At 34.9% G+C, this 20,660-nt stretch carries 18 protein-coding genes; 3 read left to right on the forward strand and 15 right to left on the reverse strand.

Annotated features, from left to right (window positions below):
- Positions 1–77: 77 nt before the first annotated feature.
- The 12 genes from B5D12_RS06390 to atpB form a co-directional block, all read right to left on the reverse strand.
- Positions 78–884, reverse strand: coding sequence for a hypothetical protein (locus B5D12_RS06390; protein ID WP_078756037.1), 807 nt, complete (start codon positions 882–884; stop codon positions 78–80).
- 198 nt (positions 885–1,082) lie between these two features.
- Positions 1,083–1,934, reverse strand: a complete 852-nt coding sequence (locus tag B5D12_RS06395) for a sugar ABC transporter permease (protein WP_078756038.1) — start codon at positions 1,932–1,934, stop codon at positions 1,083–1,085.
- A 5-nt stretch (positions 1,935–1,939) separates the two neighbouring features.
- Positions 1,940–3,247, reverse strand: coding sequence for a carbohydrate ABC transporter permease (locus B5D12_RS06400; protein WP_078756039.1), 1,308 nt, complete (start codon positions 3,245–3,247; stop codon positions 1,940–1,942).
- 92 nt (positions 3,248–3,339) lie between these two features.
- Entirely contained in the window at positions 3,340–4,581 is a 1,242-nt protein-coding gene (locus B5D12_RS06405) for an extracellular solute-binding protein (RefSeq protein ID WP_143412055.1), read from the reverse strand.
- A gap of 574 nt (positions 4,582–5,155) precedes the next feature.
- Positions 5,156–5,605 carry an ATP synthase F1 subunit epsilon gene (atpC, locus tag B5D12_RS06410; protein WP_234982929.1) on the reverse strand — a complete coding sequence of 150 codons (450 nt, stop codon included), beginning with the start codon at positions 5,603–5,605 and terminating at the stop codon, positions 5,156–5,158.
- 13 nt (positions 5,606–5,618) lie between these two features.
- Positions 5,619–7,076, reverse strand: a complete 1,458-nt coding sequence (gene atpD / locus B5D12_RS06415; RefSeq protein ID WP_078756041.1) for a F0F1 ATP synthase subunit beta — start codon at positions 7,074–7,076, stop codon at positions 5,619–5,621.
- A 17-nt stretch (positions 7,077–7,093) separates the two neighbouring features.
- Entirely contained in the window at positions 7,094–8,017 is a 924-nt protein-coding gene (atpG, locus tag B5D12_RS06420) for an ATP synthase F1 subunit gamma (RefSeq protein WP_078756042.1), read from the reverse strand.
- A gap of 20 nt (positions 8,018–8,037) precedes the next feature.
- Positions 8,038–9,531 carry a F0F1 ATP synthase subunit alpha gene (gene atpA / locus B5D12_RS06425; RefSeq protein WP_078756043.1) on the reverse strand — a complete coding sequence of 498 codons (1,494 nt, stop codon included), beginning with the start codon at positions 9,529–9,531 and terminating at the stop codon, positions 8,038–8,040.
- Between the two features lie 11 nt (positions 9,532–9,542).
- Positions 9,543–10,028, reverse strand: coding sequence for a F0F1 ATP synthase subunit delta (locus B5D12_RS06430; RefSeq protein WP_078756044.1), 486 nt, complete (start codon positions 10,026–10,028; stop codon positions 9,543–9,545).
- The gene (gene atpF, locus B5D12_RS06435; protein ID WP_078756045.1) at positions 10,025–10,534 is read right to left on the reverse strand and encodes a F0F1 ATP synthase subunit B; all 510 of its coding nucleotides are present in this window, start codon (positions 10,532–10,534) and stop codon (positions 10,025–10,027) included. The genes B5D12_RS06430 and atpF overlap by 4 nt, the downstream gene beginning before the upstream one ends.
- Positions 10,535–10,577: 43 nt before the next feature.
- Entirely contained in the window at positions 10,578–10,790 is a 213-nt protein-coding gene (atpE, locus tag B5D12_RS06440) for a F0F1 ATP synthase subunit C (RefSeq protein ID WP_066125333.1), read from the reverse strand.
- A gap of 27 nt (positions 10,791–10,817) precedes the next feature.
- The gene (atpB, locus tag B5D12_RS06445) at positions 10,818–11,537 is read right to left on the reverse strand and encodes a F0F1 ATP synthase subunit A (protein ID WP_078756046.1); all 720 of its coding nucleotides are present in this window, start codon (positions 11,535–11,537) and stop codon (positions 10,818–10,820) included.
- A gap of 375 nt (positions 11,538–11,912) precedes the next feature.
- Between atpB and malQ the strand changes: the two genes are divergently transcribed.
- Together malQ and B5D12_RS06455 are read left to right on the forward strand one after the other, a co-directional pair.
- Entirely contained in the window at positions 11,913–13,499 is a 1,587-nt protein-coding gene (gene malQ / locus B5D12_RS06450; RefSeq protein WP_078756047.1) for a 4-alpha-glucanotransferase, read from the forward strand.
- Positions 13,500–13,601: 102 nt separating this feature from the next.
- Positions 13,602–15,866, forward strand: coding sequence for a glycogen/starch/alpha-glucan phosphorylase (locus tag B5D12_RS06455; protein WP_078756048.1), 2,265 nt, complete (start codon positions 13,602–13,604; stop codon positions 15,864–15,866).
- Between the two features lie 270 nt (positions 15,867–16,136).
- Here the strand turns inward: B5D12_RS06455 and B5D12_RS06460 are convergent, their stop codons facing one another.
- Positions 16,137–16,643 carry a PTS sugar transporter subunit IIA gene (locus B5D12_RS06460; protein ID WP_078756049.1) on the reverse strand — a complete coding sequence of 169 codons (507 nt, stop codon included), beginning with the start codon at positions 16,641–16,643 and terminating at the stop codon, positions 16,137–16,139.
- 130 nt (positions 16,644–16,773) lie between these two features.
- Between B5D12_RS06460 and B5D12_RS06465 the strand changes: the two genes are divergently transcribed.
- The gene (locus B5D12_RS06465; protein WP_200803006.1) at positions 16,774–17,616 is read left to right on the forward strand and encodes an undecaprenyl-diphosphate phosphatase; all 843 of its coding nucleotides are present in this window, start codon (positions 16,774–16,776) and stop codon (positions 17,614–17,616) included.
- 61 nt (positions 17,617–17,677) lie between these two features.
- Here the strand turns inward: B5D12_RS06465 and zwf are convergent, their stop codons facing one another.
- Together zwf and B5D12_RS06475 are read right to left on the reverse strand one after the other, a co-directional pair.
- Positions 17,678–19,108 carry a glucose-6-phosphate dehydrogenase gene (gene zwf / locus B5D12_RS06470; protein ID WP_078756050.1) on the reverse strand — a complete coding sequence of 477 codons (1,431 nt, stop codon included), beginning with the start codon at positions 19,106–19,108 and terminating at the stop codon, positions 17,678–17,680.
- A 289-nt stretch (positions 19,109–19,397) separates the two neighbouring features.
- Positions 19,398–20,618: a DEAD/DEAH box helicase gene (locus B5D12_RS06475; protein ID WP_159443878.1), complete on the reverse strand. Its 1,221-nt coding sequence runs from the start codon at positions 20,616–20,618 to the stop codon at positions 19,398–19,400.
- Positions 20,619–20,660: the final 42 nt, after the last annotated feature.

Genomic DNA, 20,660 nt, shown 5'->3' on the forward strand with positions numbered 1-20,660 from the left:
CTTTATTAACACTACCCTTATCCAAGATAAAAAAACTACCCTCATCATATTACTAAGGATAGTTTAACAGAAATATTTTATAATACAGAAATTTTACTCGCTGTTTCCACATAATGATCATTAAAATGCGTTTTCCAATAAACCCATAAAAGCAATAAAATATAAAGGGTACTCTGTGTTAAAGCCATCACATTAGGATCTTTCAATAAGAAGCCCATTAGCATCGCGATCAAAGTTGGAAGGCCAAAAGTATTGAGTGATAACTGTAAAGCCTCATTAAAGTTAGCAATCGTAAATATTTTTCCAAACTTCGTTAACCAAAGTAAAAAGGCTGTTCCTAATAATAAACCGACGAAGTTAAAAAACATTAAAAACCATACATTAATAAAATTAGTTAACACTATCGATAAGCGATTAGCTTGAAACCAATGTTGAGACAATAAAGCTATCAGTGCTTCTTTATCTGCCACCGTTGTTAATGGTAGCTCTTCATCATAGGTTTGTTTAATCTCGGGATTCTTTCCTTCTTTAATAATAAAGCCATCTGGTGCAATTAAGATAGAGTTTTCTACTAGAGAATCACTATCTACCTCATTGATAGAAGGAATAAATTGACCGGTTTCAGCAACTGTTCCCTGTTCTACCATTTGATTAAATTGTTGAACAGTGTCGTCATTCATCGTTGCTAGAGCATTCGGTACAAAATCATTTAAATTAGCCGATTGAATTTTTCCTAACTGAACCGATAACGGCATCAACATTAAACCATTAAGCAACAATACAATTAACAGTATTTGCCACCAAATTAATTGTTGACGATTCTTAAAAATTTTCTTCGCTGAAAAGATATTTGTAAAGTAATTAATTGGAAATGCTTTGTTCATTATACTCACCTCATTCTACATATTATAGCACTTAAAAAGAAAAAAAGTGGACATGAAGTAGAAAATCAAAAGATTTTCACTTCGTCTGCCCACCATTTATATCCTTAACAAAGGTTAAATCAATTATCGTTCGTATTTCATAAAAATAACAAAAGTAATGAAATACTTATGGCTTTAAACAACCATGCACTCGTTTAATTAACCTTTTGTTCCACCTTTAGTCAAACCAGTAACAAAGTTCTTTTGTAAGACAAAGAATAGAATTGAAATTGGCACTGCAATTAAAATAGAACCGGCCGCAAATAATGCTACTTTTTGGTTACGTTGGTCATTGATAAACGTTTGTAAACCGGGAGCTAAAGTATATAATTCTTCTTTACGTAATAAGAATTTTGATAACATAAAGTCACCAAATGGTCCCATAAATGCCCATAAAGCTTGTACAGCAATCATTGGACGTACTAATGGTAACACAATTTGCCAGAATCTTCTAAAATGTCCTGCACCATCTAAATTGGCTGATTCGTCTAAATCATAAGGAACTGTATCGAAGTACCCTTTCATTAACCAAGTATTCATTGGAATACCACCACCAATATAAATTAATGATAGGAACCAGAATTGGTTAATAGCTTTCATCAAGAGTGCCATTACGAAGAAGGCCGTCAAAGCTGCCATCGTCGGCACCATTTGTACAATTAAGAAGAACATTAAACTATTTTTACGACCAAAGAAGTTGTAACGACTATAAGCATAACCAGCTAGGGTTACTGCCATAACTTGCACTACCATGGTACTAACTGCAACGATTAAAGTATTTTTATACCATTGTAAATAATAAGTTTCTTCGAATAAGCGTTTGAAGTTATTTAATGTCCATTTTGAATTAAAGTTCAAATCAAAGGCGTTAATATTTCCAGCTCTAAAAGCCGAACTAATCGTAATTAATAATGGATAAATAATGATAATCGATAAGAGAATCATATAAAAATAGGTAAAGAATTGTCCCAAAAACTTTTTGAATTTGGCAGATGCAAATAATTTTTTCATGTTGATTATCCCTCCATTTCAAAAGCTTTTGTACGTTTAAAGACGATTAACGATACTGAAATAACCACTACTGAAATAATCAGTGTCAAGGCTGCCGCAAATGAGAATTGCGGTGAAGTTCCAGTTGTTAACTTATAGATCCATGAAATTAAAATGTCGGTTGCACCAGCGCCGCCACCCACTGATCCAGGTCCTCCATTGTTAAATAGATAGATCATCGTAAAGTTATTAAAGTTACCTGTATATTGAGTTAAAAATGTTGGAGCAGCAACAGAGAAAATTACAGGTAAAGTAATGGAAGTGAATCGTTTATAAGCATTCGCTCCATCAATTTTGGCTGCTTCATATAAATCTTCGGAGATAGATTGAAGAATACTGGTTACCATTACATAAATATAAGGGAACCCTAGCCAACCTTGAACCATAATAATCGCAACTTTGGTCCAAAACGGGTTGGTTTTCCAAGCGATTTTTCCAATTTCAACAAATGGAATTAATTTGTTAATAAACGGAATTACTTGTGTATTCATCGCACCAATTGAGTCATTAAACATATTTGAAAACGTTAAAATCGTAATGAATGCCGGTACCGCCCATGGTAATAAGAAAATTACCCCAAAAATACGTTTGAATTTAATAAAAGGTTGGTGAGCTACAACGGCTGTGAAAATACCAAGCACAATTTGTAAAGTAGTCGCACATAATGTCCAAATTAACGTCCACAGAAATACGGATGTAAAGGCATCTCTAAAGGTGCTTAATGTAAAGATATTCGCGAAGTTTGCAAAACCAATCCAGTCTAATAATTTTGCTGGTGGCATATTTTTAAAATCATAATTTAAAAATGCTGTAAATAAAGTGACTAAAACTGGGAAAATAATAGCAAAAGTCATAAAAATATATGCCGGGATAATTAATAGATACGGGAATCCATTATCTAAAATATTATCTTTATGTTCTTCAAATGTTTGATTAACTTTAAATCCTTCATTCCAAAAATTTGCAATGCGTTTTGCATCTATCATATTGAAAATCAAGAAGATTAAGAATACAATCGTAATGATAATTTGTAAAGTACCGATAATCATTAAGAATAGGGAGTTATCTCCTTTTACCCCCGGAGTATCCCCTAATGTAATAAAGTCAGTCAACGCACCAAAACCAAAACTAACTAATTCATAAACAAACAACCCGGTAATTCCTAAAAAGGTGAATCCTTTGAACAATTGTTTATTATAAATTTGACCTAGTCCTGGAATCAACGACAAGAGCATTGCTAATGTCGGATTTTGTTTTTTGGCTGTCTGACTCATAAAATCACTCCTTTAAATAAAATGCTGTTTAACTATTAATATCTGGCAGAAGATCAACCTCTGCCAGATAAAAACTTACGATTTACGAAATTTTAATACTTTTGTTCGATTGATTGTTTGATTAATTCAACAGCATCATCAGCAGCTTCTTGAGCTGATTTATTACCTGAACCAGCATCGAACATTAAGTTTTCAGCACCTGCCCATACTTCACTCATTTGTGGAATATTTGGCATTGGTACAGCGTTAGAATAAACATCGATAACTGCAGTTGTTAATTCATTTCCAGCTTCAGCAGCAACTTCACGAGCTACATGGTTAGCAGGGATTTGTCCACTTTCTTCATACATAGCTGTTTGGATTTCTTCAGATGTTACCCAGTTTAAGAATTCTTGTGCTAATTCTTGTTTGTCAGTAAATGCTGAAACTACCCAACCTTTACCACCAGCAAATGGTTTGTATTCTTCACCATTTGGTAATGTAGGGATTTTAGCAACACCTAAGTTAACGCCTGCTTCTTTAAATGCAGCAGCTTGCCAAGGTCCATCAATGATTGCAGCAGCTTTACCATCAGTAAATTGTTGCATTACAAAGTCATTTACTGAAGAAACGTCTAACATTCCTTGTGGCCATACATTTTGGAACCAATCCACTGCATAGTTAATACCTTCTACTGCCCCTTCAGAATTTAATCCTAAGTCTTCATAGTTAGTACCATCTTCACCGAATACATAACCACCGTATCCAGCTAATAAACCATAGCTATGGTAGAAGTTAGTCCATTGAGCTAAGAATGCTGTAGATTTTCCATCTTCCCCAGCAAAAGCATATTTTTCATCTTTAGTCAATTCACGTAATTCATCAAAAGTTTTTGGCGCTTCAGGTAGTAAGTCTTTGTTATAGTATAAAACAACTGTTTCGATAACAGCTGGCGCACCATAAACAGCACCATCTGTTGATACTTGTTGTTTATCAGTATCATCATAACCTGCTTCTTCATTTAACGTTACTTCGTTAATTAAACCTGTTTGAGCTAATGAACCGATACGGTCATATGGTGCAATTAAAACATCTGGAGCAGTTCCAGCAGGTCCATCTAATGCTAAACCATCAAGTTTGTCAAACATGTCAGCGTCTAATAATTCTACTTTCACACCATATTCTTCTTCGAATTTAGCGATGTGATTTTTAACGTAGTCATATTCTCCAGCTGCAGAAATAACTAATGTTTCTTCTTGCGCATCCGCTACTAATACACCAGTTGATACTAATGTAGTTAAAGCAGTAACTGTAGACAAAGTACCAATTGCCAATTTTTTCAAATTCAATTTCATAATTGAAACCTCCTAATTTTTTGCGTAAATCGCTTTCTTATATATATTATCTTATATTTTTGAAAATAATACAATAGGTTTTTAATTCTGTTAACGGTAACAGAATGATAATCCTTATTAAAACTCGTAATTGTATCGTGACTCGATTTAACATTTAGCTATTTAATCATATTTTTATGAAATTTTTTTATTTGTATCAAAAAACTTTATGCTTATTTTGTTTTATACGAATAAATTATCATCAGTTTTCATCAGCGAAAAAAAGAGCGGGTAAGCAATATAAAATCCAAAGATTTTATATTGCTTACCCACACCGCACAGTAAGAGTGGATCATAAGTCGAAAATGAATAGTTTTGTTTCGTCTGCCCAAACTCTTTAAGACCTAGTTTGAGACCAGTCAACGACTGCACTCTCAATTAAAGATCGGGAATCAAAAAATTTAAAATTTTTGCCCCTAATTTCTAGGGTTTTATTAATTCGTTGTGTTGTATTAAATAGAGATCAACACATTATGTGTTAACCAACCTTTGTTGCTTAAAAGTCGAGCGACACTATTGGCAACTCTTCGTCGTATTACAAACGACGCTGTTGACTAACAGCAATTTTATTGATGGCTCTTTCTAGTGATATTTTTGCTCGCTTAAATTTACGAGAATCTTTTTCTCTTAAGGCGGCGGCCATATCTTCTTCAGCTTGTTGTTTTTGTATTTCAACGGCTGCTTCATCAATGTCACGAGCACGAACAGCATAGTTAGAAATAATCTCTAATTGATTGTTCGCCATTGATAAAATACCACCATTAATCGCAATAAAGTCCACAGGTTCTCCTGCTTCCACTCGGGTGACTTTGACAGCCGAAATGACCAAAGGCGTTAAAATAGGAATATGATTCGGCATAATGGTCAATCCGCCTTGGGTTGTCTTCACATTACAACTATAGGAACGGTGTTCATAGATAACACCGTCAGGTGATGAAATGGTCACAGTCATGTATGGACGACTATTATTTTCATTATTTGCCAATTCATTCACTTCCTTATTCTAATTCTTCTGGTAGACTGGCACCTAATTTTTTCGCTTTCGCAATCACTTGATCGATATTTCCAACATTACGGAAAGCTTCTTCTGGGAGTGTATCGTATTTACCATTTAGAATACCTTCGAAGCCATCTAATGTTTCTTGAATGGTAACAAATGATCCTGGTAAACCAGTAAAAGCTTCAGCCACATGGAAGTTTTGCGATAAGAAATATTGGATACGACGCGCTCTTTTCACCGTAATTTTTTCCTCATCTGATAATTCATCAATCCCTAAAATGGCAATGATATCTTGTAATTCACGATAACGTTGTAAAACAGTTTGCACTTGACGGGCAATTTCATAATGACGTATACCCACTATTTCTTCAGATAAAGCACTTGAAGTAGAAGCCAATGGGTCAACAGCTGGATAGATTCCTTGTTCTGCTAAATGGCGCTCTAAGTTGGTAGTCGCATCTAGATGGGCAAAGGTTGTCGCAGGAGCAGGGTCCGTATAGTCATCGGCTGGCACATATACCGCTTGGATTGATGTAATGGAACCGTGCTTCGTTGACGTAATACGTTCTTGCATTTGTCCCATTTCACTTGCTAAAGTTGGTTGATACCCTACTGCTGAAGGCATACGACCTAATAAGGCTGACACTTCGGAACCTGCTTGAGTAAAACGATAAATATTATCAATAAATAATAAGACGTCTTGTTTCAATTCGTCACGGAAATATTCTGCCATTGTAAGTCCTGTTAAGACAACACGCATACGTGCTCCTGGTGGTTCATTCATTTGACCAAAAACCATGGCTGTCTTCTTGCTTACACCTGACTCACGCATTTCAAAAACGAGGTCATTCCCTTCACGTGTACGTTCTCCAACCCCAGTGAAAACTGAGATACCTCCTAATTGTTCTGCAATATTATGAATTAATTCTTGAATTAAGACAGTTTTTCCAACTCCAGCACCACCGAATAGCCCGATTTTTCCCCCTTTAATATAAGGAGCCAATAAATCGATGACCTTAATTCCAGTTTCTAAAACGTGAAAACTGTTGTCTAGGTCTTCATACTTAGGGGCTTCACGATGAATACTTTTGCGCTCAACATCATCGCCAACCGGTTCTAGTTCATCAATTGTCTCACCTAAGACATTGAACACTCTTCCTAAGGTGGCTTCGCCGACTGGTACTTTAATCGGTGTTAAATAATCCACAACTGTCATGCCGCGTTCCAAACCATCGGTTGATTCCATCGCAATGGTCCGAACCATTCCATGACCTAAGTCAAGGGCAACTTCAAGGGTTAATAATTTTTCTTCATCCGAAATATTTTCTTGCATTACATCCGCCATATCAGCGTTCGTTACAATTAATGCATTATGAATGTCAGGACCACCATTTTCAATTGGGAAAGCGACATCGACTACGGGTCCAATAACTTGTTCAATACGACCAATTCGCATGTACAACATTCCTCCTTCTAATCATTCAGTGCTTGTGCACCACTAATTATTTCAATAATTTCATTGGTTACTTTTAATTGTCTTTTTTGATTATATTGTTGTTTTAAATTTTCAATCATTTCCTCTGCATTATCCGTCGCACTACGCATTGCACTCATCCGACTAGCATGTTCAGACGTTTTTGCATCAATAATCGCACCATATATTTGACTTTCAGCATATTGAGGCAATAATACATCTAGTAGTTCGTTTTCAGAAGGTTCAATTAAAAACTCAACTTCTGTTTCGGTATTTTCTAATTCTTCCTCTAACTCTAAATCGGTAATGGGTAAAATTTGTTCAGCCCGAAATTGAGAAGTCATTGGATTAATATGATGGTTATAACAAACATATAAGGCATCAAAGACTTGTTCTTTAAATAATTCGACCGCTTTTTTTACAATCTTCGACACTTCAAAAAAGCTAGGGTGATCGGTTAAATTATGAATTTCATAAGCGACTTCATACCCTTCATCGCGACAAAATTTTGCGATCGGTTCACCTATTGCTAACACTACCACTTCGCTTTTATCTTGATGGTCTTGCTTAAACATCGTTTCGGTTGCTTTTAAAATCGAATGATTGTAGCCACCTGCTAAACCTTTGTCTGATGTAATAATTAAATAACCGGTTTTCTTAATCGGTCTTTCAATTAACATATCATGAAAATCAATATCTTTTACTTCATTGACATCCATCGGTACACCATCATCTAATAAATCAAATTGTTGTTTACCTAAACGGGCAACCATTTTCTTTAATTTTTGGCCATAAGTAAAATAACGACTCGAAGTTTGCACCATTTTATTATATTTAGAAGCAGAAACCATCTGCATCGCTTTGGTAATTTGAGCTGTTTTGCGAGTGGAGTCGATTCTTTTTTTTATTTGGTTTAATGACATACCACTACCTCTTTCTAAATCTATTGTGCTATTTGAGAATGTTCTTCTAAAATGGTTTGTAATAAATCTTCTTCAGGCATTCGATGGTTACGACTAATATCACGTAAAACAACATCATAACGTTCTTCTAAGAAATTATAGAGTGATTGTTCATACTCTTTTAGTTTATCAATCCCAACACTATCAAGATAGCCATGATTTAAGGCGTAGAATAAAATGATTTGTTTTTCAACACTGACTGGTTTATGTAAAGGTTGTTTTAACACTTCAACCGTTCTACGTCCTCGATTTAATTTTTGTTGTGTTAAAGCATCTAAGTCTGAACCGAATTGTGTAAAGGCTTCTAATTCACGGTAACTAGCTAAATCAATTCGTAAAGTACCGGACACTTGTTTCATTGGTTTTAATTGTGCCGATCCACCAACACGCGATACCGATAAACCGGCATTAATAGCGGGTCTAACACCAGAGTGGAATAAATCACTTTCCAAGAATATTTGTCCATCGGTAATGGAAATGACATTCGTTGGAATATAAGCCGAAATATCCCCTGCTTGCGTTTCAACTATTGGCAGTGAGGTAATCGATCCTCCGCCTAACTTATCAGATAATTTTGCAGAACGCTCCAATAAACGGGAGTGTAAATAGAAAACATCTCCAGGGTAAGCTTCACGACCTGGTGGACGTTTTAATAATAAACTCATTTCCCGATAAGCCGCTGCTTGTTTTGATAAATCATCGTAAATAATTAAAACATGCTTGCCTTCATACATAAATTCTTCGGCCATTGCCGTTGCAGAGTATGGTGCTAAATAAAGTAATGGCGCCGGTTGTGAAGCACTTGCACTCATTACAATTGAATAGTCCATCGCACCATGTCCTTGCAATGTCGTCACGATGTTTTTTACAGTTGATTCTTTTTGACCAATCGCGACATAAATACAAATAACATCTTGTCCCTTTTGATTTAAAATCGTATCAATCGCTAAAGATGTTTTTCCGGTCTTACGGTCCCCGATAATCAACTCACGTTGACCACGTCCGATTGGTACTAAAGAGTCAATGGCTTTAATACCTGTTTGCAATGGCTCATTAACACTTTGACGTTCCATAATCCCTGGCGCATCTGCTTCAACAGGTCTTGTTTTTTTATAGTCTATTTCACCAATACCGTCAATCGCTTCACCTAGCGGATTAATAACACGACCTAATAGGCCATTTCCTACCGGTACTTCCATGATTTTATGTAAACGACGGACTAAATCACCTTCGTGAATATTCACATACTCACCAAAAATAATAATCCCGACATCTTTGGTTTCTAAATTTTGAACCATCCCAATTGTTCCATTGGCAAATTCAACCATTTCTCCGACCATGACATTTTCTAATCCATAAGCACGGGCAATCCCATCCCCAATATAAGAAACTGTTCCAATTTCTTCAATTAATTCTTCACTGTGGAATTGACGAATTTGTTGACGAAGATGTTCATCTAATCTTTCTAAACTCATTTCAATCCCTCCTAATAATGCCAATTACGATCTAAATGACGTCGTAATTCTTTTAAAGTCTTTTTACCTGTTACTTCATAATAGTAACTTTCACTTTGAATACGGACACCCGTAATTAAACTTGGATCGACGACTGTCGTAATACGACGTAATGACTTTTTGGTAATATCTAAAAATTTACGCACAATGCGCTCTTTTTCCTCGTCAGTTAAAGGTACCGCAGAGGTAATCATTAACATTTCACTTTGATTTTGTTCTTTTTTAAGAGAAGTTCCTTCATCATTCATCATGTTTAACATGATTTTTCCTAAAAGTTCATCTTCAAAATGCTCACGATTCTGATCAGGATTATCATCGTTCAATTTTTGAATCGAATCACGAATACGTTCTTGATTGATTTTTTTTAATAAAGCATCTTCTTCGTTTTTAACTTTTTTATTACGCGTTAACGATTCATTAACACTTGTTTGATTTAAAGTTTCATTTTCACTCATCATGCTATATCATCCATTCCTGCAATGAAATCATCGACCAATTTATGGTAATCTTCCTCTTTAATTTCACGGCGTAAAATTTTCTCAGCAATTTCAATAGCAATATCAGATACTTCATTTTTAATTTCATTTAAGATGCGTTCGCGATCTTGTTCAATTTCTTGATTAGCAGATTCATGAAGACGTGCTATCTCCTCTTTTGCTTCTTTAATCATATTATCTTGAATTTGTAAGCTTTGTTTTTTAGCTGCTAAGATAATTTGATTGGCTTCAGCACGTGCATCTTTTAATGCTTGTTGAGCATCTTCTTTCGCTTTAGTACTCGTAACTTTCTCTTCAGCTGCTTGTGCTAAATCTCCTTCGATAATTTGACGACGTTGTGCTAACATCGACATAAAAGGTTCCCAAGTGAATTTCTTAATAATCATTAGTAAAGCGACAAACGCGATCATCGTAACGATCGTATTGCCTAATGCGGTGTTTCCACTTGATGCATATACAATTAACATTTTAATCCTCCTTCATTTAATATCGTCAGCTTAATTAGTTTAATTATCTGAAAACTAAAATAAAGGCGATAACCACGGCCATAATCGGCACCGCTTCAATTAACCCTACTCCAAGGAACATAGTCATACGTAATTTACCTTCTAATTCTGGTTGACGAGCAATTGATTCAATTGTTTTTGAAATAACCATACCATTACCAATTGATGCAGAAAGAGCAGCAATCGCAACAGCAATAGCAGCAGCAATAGCGTTCATATTTTATATTCTCCTTATCTTTAAAAACTATATTTCTTCTTTTTCAACTTTATGCGACAAATATACCATTGTTAAGGTTACAAATATATAGGATTGAATAGCACCTATAAATACTGAAAATCCTTGCCATACCATTTGTAATGGTAATCCTATTACCCATGTAAAGACACCTTTAGCATTGGCTAAATTAGCAATTAAACCTAATAAAACTTCTCCAGCGAAAATATTACCATATAGACGAAGTGCTAATGTCAAAGCATTAGTAAACTCCTCGACTAATTTTATCGGGAATAAAAATGCTGAAGGTTCTAAATAGCCATTCACCACATACCCCTTCATTCCTAGTTCTGTAATCCCTAGGAAATGAGATAACAAAATCATTAAAAGTGCTATCGATAAACATACAATTGGATCGGCTGTCGGACTTCTCCAAAGTGATAATTCACCCACATGTAATATTAAAGGTAAACCTATCATATTAGAGGTGAAAATAAATAACAATAATGTCAATCCTAATAATTGATAATTTTGTGCCCCTTTATCATCGATTGCTCCCCCTACTACGCCTCGAACAAATTCAATAATCGTTTCCATTAATAGTTGAGGCTTATTTGGTTTATCCACCGATAAATTATGTGAAGTCCAAACACAAAGCACTGTGATGATAGCGACAGTTGCTAAAATAGCTAAAAAAGTGTTCAACCCAAAAGAAATACCTAATAGTTCAAACACAATCGTTTCATCCAAGAGTGACCCTCCTTTTTTTGGTAATTGACTGTTGTCAATGAAATTTTGTTGACATTTATCTTCTCGAAAATGACACAAATCCATAACCTAGTTTACCACTTAATTTTCTATAAAACAAACTTTGAAAGGGGTTAAGTAAATATTTTTTTGTTATAATTAAAATATAAAAATATTGATATAAAAACATCTTTTTGGCAATTAATGACTAACTTTTATGTCATCATTCGTCAGTTCATCAAAATTAAAAACATTGCTATCATCGCCTTTTGAGACTGTTATCCGGTAACAGAATTTAGAAAAACGCCAAAATCATTTGTAAGTATTTTTTATTCCTTATATAATGAATGCGACAACAAAATTAAAGGAGGTCGTGTTATGGCCCGATCAAGTGGCGTCTTAATGCATATTTCATCATTACCAAATAAATTTGGTATCGGTACATTTGGACAATCAGCTTATGACTTTGTTGATTTCCTAGTTCGTACCAAACAAACCTATTGGCAAATCCTTCCTTTAGGTACAACTAGCTATGGTGATTCACCCTATCAGTCATTTTCAGCTATCGCTGGGAACCCTCACTTTATTGATTTTGATCTATTAAGTAAAGAAGGTCTTTTAGAACCAGCTGATTATGAAAATGTAGAATTTGGTGATGATCCGGAAAATGTGGACTATGGTACCATATTCATTAACCGTCGTCCTATTTTAGAAAAAGCCGTCGCAAACTTTTTAAAACGCGGCAAATTAGAAGGATACACACAATTCGTTGCCGAAAATGCACATTGGTTGGAAGACTATGCAGAGTTTATGGCAATCAAAGAAGATTTCGGTTTAGTTTCTTGGACCGAATGGGATGAGGATATTCGTTTACGCGATAAAAAAGCATTAAATGAATACCGTAAAAAATTGGTAAAAGAAATTGAATTCCATAAAGTAACTCAATATTTCTTCTTCACTCAATGGTTAAAATTAAAAGCTTATGCCAATGAAAATGATATTCAGATCATTGGTGATATGCCAATCTATGTTTCAGCAGACTCTGTTGAAATGTGGACGAATTCAAAACTATTTAAAGTCGATGAATTCAAAATGCCGATTGTTGTTGCAGGTACGCCACCGGATAACTTCTCTGATGACGGTCAATATTGGGGGAACCCAATTTATGACTGGGAATATATGGAGAAAGATAAATATTCTTGGTGGATTCTGCGTATGAAAGAAAGTTTTAAAATTTATGATATGGTTCGTATTGACCACTTCCGAGGTTTTGAATCTTATTGGGCTGTGCCTTTTGGCTCCCCTACTGCTGCTGATGGCCGTTGGGAAAAAGGTCCAGATGTTAAATTATTCAAGCAAATCAAAAAAGAATTAGGCGATTTAAATATTATCGCTGAAGACTTAGGGTTCTTAACCCAAGAAGTAATTGATATGCGCGATGCAACTGGTTTCCCAGGAATGAAAATCTTACAATTTGGTTTTGATGGTACAGACTCTATGGAATTACCACATAACTATGTGCGTAATACGATTAGTTACTTAGGAACTCATGATAATGAAACCATTACAGGTTGGTATCAATCAGTTCCTGAATATATCCGTCTTAATGCTGATAAATATTCTAATCGTAAAGATGATGAAACCATCGCCGAAGCTCTAAACCGTACATTATCAGCTTCAGTAAGTGACTATGTTATCTTCACGATGCAGGATTTATTAGACTTAGATAATACCGCACGTATGAATGAGCCTTCCACCATTGGTAAAAACTGGAAATGGCGCATGAAAGAAGATGCCATTACTGAAGCGATTGAATCGAAGTTGACCGATTACACCGTCACCTACTTTAGAGCAAACCAAAACATTGTAAAAAAAGAAGCAGAAAAAGCTAAAGCCGCTCAAAAAGAAAAAAGCAAATCAACTAAAAAAGCTGTTGCTAAACCAAAAACTAAAACTCCCAAATAAACTTAGTTCATTTGGGAATCGACAATTTTCTACTATTCAATATTTTGTTAAATTACCATAGCTTTATAACATAGCTAATTTACATTTTAAAAGGAGAAAAAAATGACTTTATTATCAAATTATACAAACAAACTTTTCAATAAGACTGTTGCGGAGTGTACTGAACAAGAATTATATAAGGTTTTATTACACCTTGTTCGTGACAAATCAAAAGATCAACCAACTAATGACACAAAGAAAAAATTATACTATTTCTCAGCTGAGTTTTTAATTGGTAAATTATTAAGTAATAACTTATTAAGCTTAGGTCTATATGATGAAGTACAAGCAGAATTAACCGCTGCGGGAAAAAATATGATGGACATCGAGCAAGCAGAAAATGAACCATCATTAGGAAACGGTGGTTTAGGACGGTTAGCAGCATGTTTCGTTGATTCAATCGCAACATTAGGATTAAACGGAGACGGTGTTGGTTTAAATTATCATTACGGTTTATTCCGTCAAGTATTTAAAGACAATCAACAAACTGCTATTCCAGATCCATGGTTAGTTGGCGACGACTGGGTAATCCGCTCAGAACATTCTTATGTTGTGCCATTCAAAGATTTTGAATTAAAATCAACGCTTTACGATATTGATGTACCTGGTTACAAGCAAGAGAAGAAAAACCGTCTACGTTTATTCGACTTAGATTCAGTTAACTCAGAAATTATTACTGATGGTATTAACTTTGATAAAGGTAATATTTTAGAAAACTTAACTTTATTCTTATATCCAGATGACTCTGATCATGCAGGTGAATTATTACGTATTTACCAACAATATTTCATGGTATCAAATGGTGCGCAATTAGTTTTAGATGAAGCAATCGCTAAAGGAAGTAACTTACATGACTTAGCAGACTATGCGATTATTCAAATCAACGATACTCACCCTGCTTTTGTTATTCCTGAATTAATCCGTTTATTAGGTGAACGTGGTATTGAATTTGATGAAGCGGTGAAAATCGTTCGTTCGATGACAGCTTATACTAACCATACAATTTTAGCAGAGGCATTAGAAAAATGGCCATTATCTGATATTGAAGAAGTAGCACCACAGTTATTACCAATTATTCACCGATTAGCTGAAGTGGTTGAAGAAGAATATCCTGGTAATGAAGCAGTCGCAATTATCGATAAACAAAACCGTGTTCATATGGCTCATATTGCGATTCACTTTGGTTACAGTGTTAACGGGGTTGCTGCCTTACATACTGAAATCTTAAAAGCTTCAGAATTAAAGCATTTCTATGATATCTATCCAGAAAAATTCAATAACAAAACGAATGGTATTACCTTCCGTCGTTGGATTATGGATGCTAACCCTGAATTAGCGAAACTATTAGATAATACTATTGGAACAAACTGGCGTAATGACAGTGATTTAACTGCATTTCTAGATCATATTGACGACGAAAATGTAATCAAAGCTTTAAATGATATCAAACATGATAACAAGAAGAAATTACAAGAAAGGCTAAGAAAAACACAAGGTGTTGAAATTAACAACCACTCTATTATTGATGTTCAAATTAAGAGAATTCACGAATATAAACGTCAACAAATGTTAGCTTTATATATCATTCATAAATACTTTGCAATTAAGAATGGTGAAATTCCTGCTACACCAATTACAATCATTTTTGGTGGTAAAGCAGCACCAGCTTATACAATTGCACAAGATGTGATTCACTTAATCTTAAACTTATCTGAAATCATTGCTAATGACCCAGATGTGAGCCCTCACTTACAAGTCGTAATGATTGAAAACTATAATGTTTCAGCAGCAACTTACTTAATTCCTGCAGCAAACATTTCAGAACAAATCTCATTGGCTTCTAAAGAAGCTTCAGGTACTGGTAATATGAAATTCATGTTAAACGGTGCATTAACCTTAGGAACAATGGACGGTGCTAACGTTGAAATTCACGAATTAGTTGGTGATGAAAACATTAAAATCTTTGGTAAATTAAGTGATGAAATCATCGAATTATATGACACTAATGGATATGTTGCTAAAGACTACTATGAGCGTGAAACAATCAAACCTTTAGTTGATTTTATTGTAAGTGATGAAATGATTGCAATCGGTAATGAAGAACGCTTAACTCGTCTACACAATGAATTAATCAATAAAGACTGGTTCATGACTTTAATTGACTTAGAAGAATTCATCGATGCTAAAGAAGAATTATATGCAGAATACGAAGATCGTGAAAATTGGTTACGTCGCTCATTAGTGAATATTGCTAAAGCTGGCTACTTCTCTTCTGACCGTACAATCAATGATTACAACGAAGATATCTGGCATTTAGAAAAAGCTTAATATAAGATAATTAAACTATTGGTTTATCAGCTACAAACCAATCCCCAAAGCTAGACTGGGCAGAAACTCACTTGTTTCTGCCCAGTCTTAACTTTTTAATTAGTAACATACGATTTGAGATGCGTAATTTGAACAATGTCACAAATGAACAAAAAGTAGGAATTTAGATAATTTTCGTTTCGTCTTTTATCATCAGAAATTGATCTATTATTTTAATCATCAGAAAACAAAAAGAGCCCCTCTCGGGACTCTAACACTCTCAGTATATGATTATTTTAAAGTGATATAACCAATTTCTTGACCTTTGGTCACATTACCTGAAGCAGTTATTTTATACTCTTCAATCACTTCTGAACCATTTGTAAAGATAACGATCATCGCATTATCTTTCCCTTCAGTTGCTAAAGCATCTAAGTCAACTTCAGATACTTTACTTGAAGCTGTGACTTTGTCGTTTTCATTTACATCTGTTTCGAATGGTTCACCATTTAACGAAACAGTATCAATACCCATATGCAATAAAACTTCTAACTCACCCGCTTTAAATCCTACTGCATGTTGAGTCGGAAAGACATTGACAATCGTCCCTTCAACTGGTGATGAAATTGAGCCATTCGTTGGTAGTACAGCAAAACCGTCCCCCATCATTTTTTGAGCAAAAACGACATCGTTTACTTGTTCAATATTGATTAACTCACCATCAGCTGGTGCATATAATTTTATTTCTTTAATTACAGGTTCTTTTTCTTGTTGTTTTTTCTTAAAAAATCCAAACATTTATATTAGCTCCTATCATAATATAGTAGCTATATTATAACATACCAAATCATAGTAGTAAAAAAATAATCGCTAATTTTTTCAAATAAGTGTATAATGTAATAGGTATGAAAGCGAGGTTAAAAAATTTATGAATTTTGATATTGATATTTTAGAATTAATCCGTATTTTAATCTTGAGTATAGTTCAAGGGATTACAGAATGGTTACCGATTAGTAGTACAGGTCATATGATTATTATTGAAGAGTTTCTCTCACTGACTTCTAGTCCTGAATTTAAGGAATTATTTTTTGTCTTAGTACAACTTGGATCGATTATGGCGGTAGTCTTACTTTACTTTAATAAGTTAAATCCTTTTTCATTTAAAAAATCCGCACAAGAACGTAAGGACACTTGGTTTATCTGGTTTAAAGTCGCGGTGGCGAGTATTCCAGCTGTCCTATTTGGACTTGTTTTAGATGATTATATGGAGATGTATTTTAATAAACCTTTAGTAGTTGCCGCTATGTTAATTGTTTATGGTTTTGCCTTTATTTGGATAGAAACACGTCAAAAGAGTCGTCACTCTCATGAGATTAATACTTTCCAAACATTAACCTTTAAAGACGCCTTTTTAATTGGATGTTTTCAAGCGTTAGCCATTATTCCGGGAACCTCTCGTTCCGGTTCTACCATCTTAGGGGCATTATTACTTGGCACTTCTCGTTTTATCGCAACTGAATTCTCTTTCTATATGAGTATACCTATTATGTTTGGCGCAAGCTTGAAAAAGCTTTTAAAATTCGGTTTAGTCTTTAGCCAAGCTGAATTAATTTATTTAGGTGTCGGAATGTTTGTAGCATTTATCGTTTCCGTTATTGCGATTAAATTCTTACTTAATTATATTAAACGAAACGACTTTAAAGCCTTCGGTTATTACCGTATTATCTTAGGATCCATTATCATATTATACTTCTTGTTTACTGGCAGATAGATCATGTAAAACTGACCGCTACTTAACCGATTGTTCTCGGTTAAATAGCGGTCTTTTTTTGTTATTGATGCCATTCTATATGGTGTTTAGCCAATAAATCATCAGCTGCTTTTGGTCCCTTAGAGCCAGCTTCATAATTAGGGAATTCTGGTTCTATCTTTTGCCAATGACTAAATAAATTATCGATATATTTCCAAGCGTGTTCCACTTCTAAGTAATGGGCAAAGTGACTCTTGTCGCCTAAGATACATTCAAAAATTAGACGCTCATAATCTTGCGGTGTTTGTGCTAATTGTTCATCTGTATAATAATATTCAAACGGAATGCTATAAGTATCATGTGAATAGCCAAATACTTTTTGGTTAACTAATAAACGATAACCTGTACGCGGAGCAATTTCAATTCGTAGATGATTGCCGGCAATACCTTCGATTGTCGGTTTAAATTGAACATCTATTAAAGTCGATTTTGAATTAACACGTTTTCCTGTTCTTACGAAAAATGGTACACCCTTCCATTGAGGTAAATCCACTTCAACTTTCGCTGCTAAATAGGTTTCTGTATTGGAATCGCTGGCCACATTCTCTTCCTGACGGTACCCTTTAAAATCCGCGGCAGGACCATATTGTCCACGAACAAAATTGGCTTTAACTTCTTCGGTTGTCTCCGGTAAATGAAGTGATGCAAGTATTTTAATTTTCTCTTCTTGAATCGCTTCTGCCGAATTATCTTTAGGTGCATCCATCGCTAACAAAGCCAATAATTGTAAAGCATGATTTTGAATCATATCACGAGTTGCCCCTGAGTGATCATAATATTCCCCACGGTCTTCCACTCCAACCTCTTCTAACAAACTTATTTGGAAGTGATCAATTCCCTTATTATTCCAAATATCACTGAAAAGACGGTTGTCAAAACGAATATTGCGAATCGCTTGTACCATTTCTTTGCCTAAATAGTGGTCAATCCGGAAAATTTGGTCTTCATCAAATGCTTGATTTAATTTTCGTTGGAGTTCTTGCGCTGACTCGGTATCATGTCCAAATGGTTTCTCAATTATTAAGCGATTATACCCATTTTCGGTAATCAAGCCTTCCGTTTTTAAATGTAAGGTAATGGTTGGGAATAATGTAGGTGATAATGAAATATAGAAAATACGGTTCCCATCGGTTTGGTATTGTTGATCAAGCTCTGCTTGAAAAGCTTTTAAATTTTGATAATGTGCTTTATCATTCACATCATGGGATAAATAATACATATGTGTTAAGAATTCTTCCAAATGTGTTGCATCTTCTACTTCTTTTGCGACACTTTGTCTAACAGTATGACGCATATCCTCGTGGCTCCACTTAGTTCTTCCGGTTCCTATCAAGGCAAAATGTTTCGAAAGATGACCATTCTTGTATAGTCGATAAATTGCGGGATATAATTTACGCGACGCCAAATCTCCAGTCGCGCCAAATAGTGTCAAAATTAATTTATTTTCAGTCATGATACCCCTCCGATATATTTACTCATTATATTATAATCTATCACTCACAATATCTCAATTATATCTTTTAAAAACAAATAAGAGAAGAAATTTGATTACAATTTGAGCTTAATCAAAATTCTCCCCTTATCGATATGGATTAAAAATCTGTTAATTGGGTTTCAATGAGCTTTTATTATTGTTACCTATTTTTTACTATTTATACTTTGAGATCTCTCTTTTGTATGGTTATGCCTAATCGATTAAATGGCATATAATAGTGATGTAAGAAGCCGTATGAATTGATTGATTATTTGCCACGACGTTTGCCTTTGTTTTTAGTGTCACGCAAACGATTTTTCTTCTTCACAACTTTCTTCTTAGTTTTTGGTTGATTGGCTCTACTTTTTGCTAGTGCTTTGCGTTTAATACTTTGCTCTTTTTCAACTTCAATATTCGCTAATCGTAACGCATCACGTTCTTCAATGGTCACGAGTTTTCCTTGATAATAAGCGCGTTCTTGTAAGTTAACCCCTTCATTTTTTAATATATGAGCTAAATCCCTGAACTCTTGCTCATTTAATAATGATAAGACGGTTCCCTTTTTACCCATGCGACCAGTTCTACCAGAACGGTGGAAATAGGTTCGAGCATCATTGACGCGATTATAGTGAATCACACACGGTAAGTCTTCGATATCTAAACCTCGTGCTGAAACATCGGTTGTCAATAAATAAGTAGCTTTGCCTTCTCTAAAGGCATTAATAGCATGTTCACGCTCTAATTTTGACAATTGCCCATGTAACGATACAACATTAAGGCCATCATAAATTAATTTCGCTGTCACTTGGTCTACTTCATTCACTTGCTCAAAAAAGACGATGGCTTGCATTCCTTCAACATGCGACAGACGTTTTAAATATTGAATTTTTTGACGATTTTGCACCACCAAACCAAAATGTTCGATATTAGCTAATGGCTGTTGGTCTGCGTTTACGACCCGGATACTGTCCCCCATCTCGGCTGCCACTTTAACTAGCGCTGGACCAAAAGTAGCCGAAACCCAGATTTTTTGCACATCACGCATTAATTTATTAGTAAACTTGTCAATGGTAATAGCTTGATCATCTTCATATAAATAATCCGCTTCATCATAAACAATGGCTTTTACTAAATGCAATTTCAATTTACGCGATTGTTCGCTTAACTCATATAAACGACCAGGAGAAGCCACAATGACTTCCGGTTTGTCTTTTAAGGCATTAATTTGGCGTTGCATATTGGCACTACCCAAAATTGTTAGGACTTGAAGTTCTTTGGCTCGCCCCCAAAGTTCAGCTACCTCTCCGATTTGCTTAACCAATTCTTGTGATGGCGCTAAGACTATTAATTGCAAAGTATTATTTTTTTCAACTTGCGTAAATAATGGTAACAGATAGGCTAATGTCTTACCGGTTCCCGTTGGTGAAACAGCTATTACTGATTCACCGCTTTGAATGATGGGATATAATGCTTCTTGTATGGGACTCATTTGCTCGAACCCCTCCTGGTCCCATATCTTTTTAAAAGGTTC

Source organism: Globicatella sulfidifaciens DSM 15739 (genome assembly GCF_900167405.1).
GTDB lineage: Bacteria > Bacillota > Bacilli > Lactobacillales > Aerococcaceae > Globicatella > Globicatella sulfidifaciens.